This is a genomic window from Actinomadura chokoriensis, from assembly GCF_039529475.1.
Taxonomy (GTDB): Bacteria; Actinomycetota; Actinomycetes; order Streptosporangiales; family Streptosporangiaceae; genus Spirillospora; species Spirillospora bangladeshensis.
On sequence record NZ_BAAAMW010000079.1, the window covers coordinates 1 to 799 of the forward strand.

Genomic DNA, 799 nt, shown 5'->3' on the forward strand with positions numbered 1-799 from the left:
GAGCCCATTCCAACCTGAGTGTGCAGGTCACAGGTTCGTCGCGGACGACGGAAGCGGGCTGTGAATGAGTGAAGCTCCTGCTAGATGAGGTTGTCGACCAAGATCAACCTTGTCCGCACAGGAGCTTCACGTGCTGTTCTACCGTGCCGCGCTGGATCTGTCGCGCCCGACCCTGACCTTCGTTAACGGGCTGGTGCGCGATCACCGGGACCTGATCGGGTCGCGGTGGCGAGCACTGAGCCCCGAGCGCCAGGCGCTGCTGGTGCTGGTGCACCTGCGCCGCAACGACACCTTTGCCCGCCTGGCCGCAGCATTCGGGATCGGCGCGGCGACCGCGCACCGCTACGTCACCGAGGTCATCGCCCTGCTGGCCGACCAGGCCCCCGATCTGCGCGAGGCGATGCGGATCGCCCAGCGTAAGGCGTTCGTGATCCTGGACGGCACCCTCGCCCCGATCGACCGCCTGTCCGGTACCAACGACCGGCTGTACTACAGCGGCAAGCATCACCGGCACGGGGTGAACATCCAGTTCCTCACCGACCCCAACGGCGAGCTGATCTGGGCCTCACCGACGCTGCCCGGCTCGACACACGACCTGACCGCCGCCCGCACCCACGGCATCATCCACGCTCTCACCAGCCGCGCGATCGCCTGCTACGCCGACAAGGCCTACGTCGGCGCCGGCGGCGCCATCGGCACCCCCTACAAGCGCGACAAGCGCCGCAAGCTCGGCAAACGCAAGAAGCTGTTCAACCGGCACCACGCCAAGGTCCGCGCACTCGGCGAACAGGGCGCCGCG

General features: G+C 67.7%; 1 protein-coding gene. It reads left to right on the forward strand.

Going from position 1 to position 799, the window contains the following annotated elements:
- Positions 1-130 precede the first annotated feature (130 nt).
- On the forward strand, positions 131-799 hold a 669-nt coding region (locus ABFX46_RS43325), incomplete at its 3' end, for a transposase family protein (protein WP_346050464.1).